The organism is Micromonospora sp. GCM10011541 (assembly GCF_042650725.1).
In the GTDB taxonomy this organism is placed as follows: Bacteria; Actinomycetota; Actinomycetes; order Mycobacteriales; family Micromonosporaceae; genus Micromonospora; species Micromonospora sicca.
Window position 1 is genome coordinate 1 of the sequence record NZ_JBHSBP010000066.1, and the last position, 6,702, is coordinate 6,702.

Here is a 6,702-nt window from a genome sequence, read left to right on the forward strand (position 1 = left end):
TGGACGTTACGCCCGTGTCATCCCCACTCGGCCGCCGAACCTTGCTGAGATCACCTCAATGTGCAGGCCCTGCGTGGCGAGCACCGCGTGAACGCTGGCCTTCAGCCCGCTTCGCCACGCGACGAGTTTGGCCCGGTGCCGCACCAGCTCCCGCGGGTGGCGTGGCCGGGCGGCCTCGGATGGTGAAGTGCGTCGGCGAGTAGCCGTTTGACCTCGTGCACGGTCAGCGGGATCAGTCCGGGCTCGGGCGGCGGTGGCTGGTCGGGTGTGCTCGGTGGCGCCGCTTGGCTGTCGGTACGGTCCCGCAGGTGGGCGGCGGTGACCGCGCAGACGGCGAGGGCGGCCATGACCAGCACGGTGTGTCGGGCGGTCGCGGCATGGAGGCGGGCCTGGCACTGGTCCAGGCCGAAGTGGTCCTTGCCGAACTCGAAGCACTCCTCGACCGGCCAGCGCAGTCCGGCGGCGCGGATCAGCCTCGTCTTGGTCACTGGTTGCCCCTCGGGCACGTGGCAGTAGTGCAAGGCCAGCTCACCGGTATGCAGGTGACGGCGGACCAGCAGGTGATGCCGCGGTGAGGCGGTGGCGATCCACGCCCACGCGTACCAGCGTTGTCCCTTCGACCCCGCCCCGGCCGAGCGGACCTCCCACCGGCGGGTGTCCGCGGCCAGCAGCGTGACGGCCTGAGCGCGGGTCAACCTTTCTCCCGAGGGCAGGTCGATCATGAAGGTGGAGGCGACCCGCAGCACGTACGCCTGCCCGCGCTGCTCGAAGAACTCCCGCAACGGTGTGCAGTTGCCGTACACCTCGTCGCCGCAGACAACGTCGAACACCAGCCCGTCGGCGTACGCGTCCACGCACAGGTCGATGGCCAACTCGCCCTTCGTGCGGAACTCCAGCTCCGGCGGCAGTCCCATCCCCGCAGCCGTGCGCGGGTCGGCGAGGTGCTCGGCCGGGATCCACTGACGCGCCCCGATCAACGCGTGCCCGGTCCGCTCCCGCACATAGGACAGATGCACCGTGTTGATCCCGTTCGCGACCCGACCCGCGCACCCCATGTACTGCCGCTTCACCCCACACGTCGCGACACCCTGCTTCGGCTGGAATTCGCTGCCAGTTCGGTGAACCGAACCACCTGTGGCGCCCGCTACACAGCCAGCTCGCCATGGACAACGGGAAGCTGCGCCACGAGGTGACCGCCCTGCACGCGCGTGCGGGTGTTCCAGCCGCGGTGCGGGTGCTGCGAGTCCTCGACGTGGTGCTGTGGATGCGACACCACCGGCAGCACCAAAAACGGGGCTCGCCCCGGCTTCGGCACCGTGTCGCTGGGGTGACCAACCGGCGCACCTCGGCTTTCCCACGACGAGCGTCCGTGCCCCCGCGCGTCGGCGGCTTCCGCTAGGAGAGTGGTCGCCAAGGCCGCCTCTTCCGGGTGCCTCGGTACCGCCACACCGGCTAACTATGAGCCAATGCATCAGAAGTTGTCACTACGAGCGTCTGGAACCGCAATCTCGTCGGTGGCCGGCCGGGTGATGCCGACCTGCTGCCGTGCGAAGGGATTGACGGCACGGTCTTACGCGGCAGAGGCGTCCGGCATGGGCCGCCGGAGAGCCTGCCGTTGCGGCAAACCTGCCACTGGTCGTGACGGTGCGGGTGTGGTGGCGAACCAGCCACGGAATATCCCTGGCTGCCGTGCCGTCACGGCGCGGCGTCCCTGCGGGCGCCGAGGCGCGGGTGGGGCGGAGGCGGGGCGTGCGGGTCGGGCGAGGTTCATAGCGCGGCGGGCGGCGCGGGCGGCGGGGCACATGGCGCGGTGGTTGGCGCACTGCAGGTTGCGGCAGTTGCCGTGGTCGTTGGGTTGGTGCGCGGCGATGACGTCGAGAGCGAGCCGCCACAGCAGTGGATCGGTCACATCGTCGGGAATGACGGCAAGCAGGCTGAGGCGTTCGTGAGGCACGGCAGGGCCCTTTCGTCGGTCGTGTCCGCCGCCGGCCCGGACCATTGGGATCGGCGGCGGACACGATCGACGCTCACCTTTGCTTGAAGGTCAAGTCGTCCGTACCGCTCGCGTTGCTGAGGGCGGAGCCTCCGCGCAGCCTGACGGCGCTGAAGACGATGCCTGAGCGGTCCTTGGGCCGCCCTTCCACAGCAGTGCGACGCCTATCTAACCCCGCGGCGTGGCCTTGGCCTTGGCGGTGGCGGCACGGGTGCGGCGTCTAAATGGGCGCGGATGGCGGTCAGCCGCTGCTCGAGGGTGGCGACTTGGTCTCGCTGCTCGTGTGGCAGTGGGGTGCCGGTGTGGCAGTGCGGGCACACCTCGTCGTCGCGCCAGTGCTCGCCGTCGGGGTCGGGGCGGGGGTAGGTGATCGCGCAGGTGTCGCAGATGAGTAGGTGCTCGCGGTCGTGCTCGGCGGTGAGCTGGTCGAGGGTGGTGTGGCGGCGGGCCCGCCACGGCAGGTAGGCCCGAACGGCTGTGACCTCGTCGTCACGGGCGGCCCGGTAGCCCTCGAGTGCGGCTGCCTGTACCTGCGCCCAGGATCGGGGCGGGGGTTGGTGGAGCTCGTCGAGCATCCACGTGTCGAGGAGCTGGCCGCCGTCGGCGAGGGTGGTGGCGGCGGCGCGGAGCCGGGGGTGGTCGCCGTGGCGGTCGGCGGCGGTGAGGAGCTGTTCGGCCTGCTCGGTCCAGGCGTTGGTGTGGCGGTCGAGCAGCGCGGTCCGCGCCTGGTGGGTCAGGTGCGGGTCGTCGCGGTTGGTCCACCAGGCCAGCAGCGTGTCAACGAGTTCGGGGTCCTGGTCGTGCAGGTCGGGCTGAGTGGCCGGGTACCAGCGGGCGAGTAGGTGCGCGGCGGCGGGTGCGTCGAGGAGTCGGGCGACCTCGTCGGCGGCGTCGTGGATGGCGCCGAGTTGGTCGATGCGGTCGCGGCGGTGCGCGGCTGCGGCGGCTTGGTCGTAGTGGTGCCGCGCGCGGGTTTGGGCGGTGAGGCGGCCGGCGAGGAGTTGCGGCAGTGAGGCGCGTGTCGCGGCGTGGTCGGGTAGCAGCCATACTGGTGCGTCGATGGCGGCGGTGGGGTCGCGCACGAGCCCGCACGCGGCGACGACGAGGCTGTTGGCGTCGGCGATGTCCCGCGAGGCTTGCCCGCCTGCGCCCTCGTGGTCGCGGCGGGCTGCGGCGAGCATTTTGCGGGCGGCGGCGAGGAAGGTGGCGGCGCGGGCGTCGGTGGTGGTGAGCAGCAGCAGCGGTGGGCAGTGCGGCCACTGGTCCTGCCAGGCCCGGTCGGCGGCGTAGGCGAGGTAGCGGGTGACTTTGTCGCGTAGCACGGCCTGGGCCATGGTGGCGAGGTCGATCTCGACGAACGCGGCGGCGGTGCCGGTGCCGTCGGTGTGCTCGACGTCGACCAGCAGCGCGGCGTCGGGGGTCAGCCGGCGGGTGCGGGTGCCCCAACCGGGCGAGCGGGTTTCCCATGTCTGCCAGCCGGCCCGGTCCGACCACCACCTGCGCAGTGTCAGGCCGGCGGCGGGGCCGTGGTCGCGGACGGCGAGCCACATCTCGGCGATCGCGGCGGCGTGTGCGACATGCAGGCCGGAGGGGCGTTGCCGGCCGGGCGCGGCGGCGGTCCCGGTGACCAGGCGCGCCCCGGTAGTGCGTAGCCACCAGTGCCGCGGCGCGGACCCGGACTCGCGTCCGGGGCGTACCGCGTCGATGAGGCCGGCGGTGCGCAGCCGGTCCAGGCGGTGCCGGACCGTGCGCACCGGCGCGCCGGTGGCTCGGGCCAGCTGGTTGGTGGTCAGCACCCGGTGGGCGTCGAGCAGGACGAGCAGCTCGTGCGACGGGCCACCGGAGGACCGGAGCCGCCGCACGAAAGCCTGGTTCGACACGCCTTCCTCCTGATCTGGCTCGCATGGCCCACTCTCGGTGACACGGACAGTGTCAGTCGCCTGTCGATCGAACTCCGTCACAGCGGCCCTGTGCTGCGGTGCGACGGCCGTGAGCGTTGCCGTTCGGGTCCGAAGCGAACGGCAACCCCGACAGCCCCCTCGCACCGCCGCATCTGACGCCCCGTCGACCACAGCGCCGACGGCGGTCGACGCCCGCAGACGAGCGCACCCGCACCCCTTCAGCCGTGAATCGCCGCCCCAGAGGCTGATGGTCATCGACCGGCTCACCACGTCGGCCTGGAATCGCCTGGGGCCGCCTGATGTCTCCGCCGCGCGGGCAGCCCTCGCACGCCTCAAACCGGCTCCTGTCAGCTCTGGCGGACACCCTGATATCTGACACGGATCTGACACCGCTCAGACGGGATGGCCACCGAGGGCTGTCAGAGCAGCTCAGCCGCCATGCGCCTGACAAGAACAGGCCGGTGACGCCAACGGCCGACAGGCCAACCGTTGCCGTCACCGCCGGGATCTGACAGCGGCGTCGAGACCGGCCGCGACGCTCTGACAGTCGGCTGCGCCGCCTGCCGGTTAGGTGAGCTGGTGCGAGCCGGTGGGCCTGTGACCAGGGCTGTCAGGCAAGCTGGCGTCGTTGTCAGAGACCTGTCAGATCCGGGGGTGTCCGCCAGAGCTGACAGGAGCCGGTTTGAGGGGTGCGAGGAGACCACCCACGCCGCACGGCGGCCAGGTCGACGGTGTCGGCCCGGCGAAGAACCAGGGTCAGCTCGCCGGTGTCGCGCCCGGACGACCGCCTGGGCGGTATGGGGCCACCGGTTGGCGCGGCCGGATCGACAGCAGGCGTTGCCCCGGTCATGCAGCACGGCGCAGACCCAATCGGGAGGCCGCACTGCGCTTGCACTTATATAACCGCCGTTTGTGTGCTCTGGCGAACGCCTGCCCAACTCACACCCGCTCACAGCCACTCACAGCGCCGCGCCGCGCCGACCGACGGCCAGCCCACGTTCCTACCGGGCTTTCACCAGGGCTGTGAGAGCATGCGGCCCCGGCGCGAGGGCGCGAGACGAGTGGCTATCCGGGAGCCCTACACCCTCGCACCCACAGCCGCTCACAAAGACTCACAGCGGCGGCTCACAGCGCCGGCACGGGCAGGTGGGCGTACCCGCTGGCGCTTTGGGCGCACGAGCCGCGCAGGAGGGACGCGGGGTCTCGACCACGGTGACGGCACCCCGCTCGTCCGGGGACATCATGTCAGCGCCTCACCCTCGCCAGGCGCCGTCGCATGCCGGGGGTGCGGGAGGCCAACTCCGGCGCCCGACCCAGCGCCGTACCACGATGCGATTACAACAACGTTCTCCGATTGACATGTTGTCCGCCGCGGCGTGGCGCGGCCATGGACAAAATGGCAGCGCCGCCGACAGCGGCACCGCGTCGCGTGTCCGGACACGCACGCCGGCTGCAGTCGTCACGCATTCAGACCTAGCGATTGACATGGCGTACGTGGGCGTTGCTCGCGGGTGGCGGGAGCGTGTCAACGCGTTGCGCGATCCGATGTCCAAAAGGTGGCACTTGTCATCGACGCCGGTCGTTGACATCTTGTCCGGCGCGGTCACTGAGCAGGGCCTTGACAGCCGAGATGCACGCCATGACACGGGCCTCCGCTGACATCCGGCTGGTCAAAGGGTGCGCACCTGCGCCAGCGCCGGCCGCACCGGGTGATGCCACTGTGGCGGCGCGGACAGACCGGCCAAAGGCCCGGCGGCAGTGGCGCGCGCCTCGCGGCACCCCATGTCCGCAACAACCCCATGACATCGTGGAACATGAGTGCCTGAACGACTGCCGTGGCCACGCCGTGTGACACGTTCACGCCGCCGGCGACGTGTCATCGGACGCGACGTCAGGGGCCACTCCAGACCGCAAGACACCCGCTATGCAATCGGCAGTTATCGCTGTCCGAGCGCCTCGGGCGGGCGCGGCGGCACCCAGCGCGGTGCGGGGTGCGGACCAGAGTCAGCGGTTCAACGGCGGCTCTGTGAGTCGCTGTGAGCGGCTGTGATTGAGGCAGGCGTTCGCCAGAGCACACGAACGCGGGTTTACGAGTGTCAGACACGACTCGCCCGGCGCGAAGTCGCCATCACCGTGAAGCGAGCACCACCTCAGACCACCTCGGCACCTGCCCAGCCCGCCAACCCGTGCCGCCTTCGCCCGTCCTCGTGGCCACCCGGCTTGGTCAACGATCCGCTGGCGCCCGGGCCACGGCCCGGGCGGGCCGTGGGCACCTCCGAGCCGATGGCTACTGCCGGATCGGTCGGCCGCCCCGTCCCTGGCGACACCGTCGCCGCTCCTGTCTTGATCACCGGAAGGACCACCGAACGATGAGCACCCCTGACCAGCACCCCACCCCCGCGACTCCTACCCGCCCAGCCGGCGACGGCTCACACAACACCTGGACCGCACAGCGGATCCGCGCCCTAGGCACGGTCACCGACCTGAGCACCGCCGCCAAGATCTTCGGCCTGTCGCGGTCCGTCGCCTATGACCTGGCCAAGCGCGACCGGTTCCCTGTCCCGGTGCTGCGGTTCGGCAGCCGCTACCGCGTACCGGTCGCGGCAATCCTCACCGCCCTACACCTGCCCACCGCCGCCGGCGACCCCGGGTCCTCGGCCGGACCGCCCGACGACGACTTGACCCCCGGCGGAAGTCACGCGTCGATCACCCCGTACCGAATCCGCAGCCCCCGGCTGCCGCACACCTGCGTTCCGCAGCTTCGCGTCGATATAGTCGGCGCGCTGGGCTGAAGGTGCAGGTCGGCGA

At 71.1% G+C, this 6,702-nt stretch carries 4 protein-coding genes; 2 read left to right on the forward strand and 2 right to left on the reverse strand.

Features of this window, described 5'->3' with window-relative positions:
- Positions 1–101 precede the first annotated feature (101 nt).
- Positions 102–1,223, reverse strand: coding sequence for an IS701 family transposase (locus ACFOYX_RS27660; protein WP_369292993.1), 1,122 nt, complete (start codon positions 1,221–1,223; stop codon positions 102–104).
- On the opposite strand from ACFOYX_RS27660, the gene ACFOYX_RS27665 reads away from it, so the two are divergent.
- Positions 1,163–1,399 carry a DUF6308 family protein gene (locus tag ACFOYX_RS27665; protein ID WP_369292994.1) on the forward strand — a complete coding sequence of 79 codons (237 nt, stop codon included), beginning with the start codon at positions 1,163–1,165 and terminating at the stop codon, positions 1,397–1,399. The genes ACFOYX_RS27660 and ACFOYX_RS27665 overlap by 61 nt on opposite strands.
- Before the next feature lie 758 nt (positions 1,400–2,157).
- On the opposite strand, the gene ACFOYX_RS27670 is transcribed toward ACFOYX_RS27665, so the two are convergent.
- Complete coding sequence (locus ACFOYX_RS27670; RefSeq protein ID WP_322444115.1) at positions 2,158–3,873, reverse strand: replication-relaxation family protein; 1,716 nt, start codon at positions 3,871–3,873, stop codon at positions 2,158–2,160.
- Between the two features lie 2,390 nt (positions 3,874–6,263).
- Between ACFOYX_RS27670 and ACFOYX_RS27675 the strand changes: the two genes are divergently transcribed.
- Positions 6,264–6,686: a DNA-binding protein gene (locus tag ACFOYX_RS27675; RefSeq protein ID WP_322444116.1), complete on the forward strand. Its 423-nt coding sequence runs from the start codon at positions 6,264–6,266 to the stop codon at positions 6,684–6,686.
- Positions 6,687–6,702 lie beyond the last annotated feature (16 nt).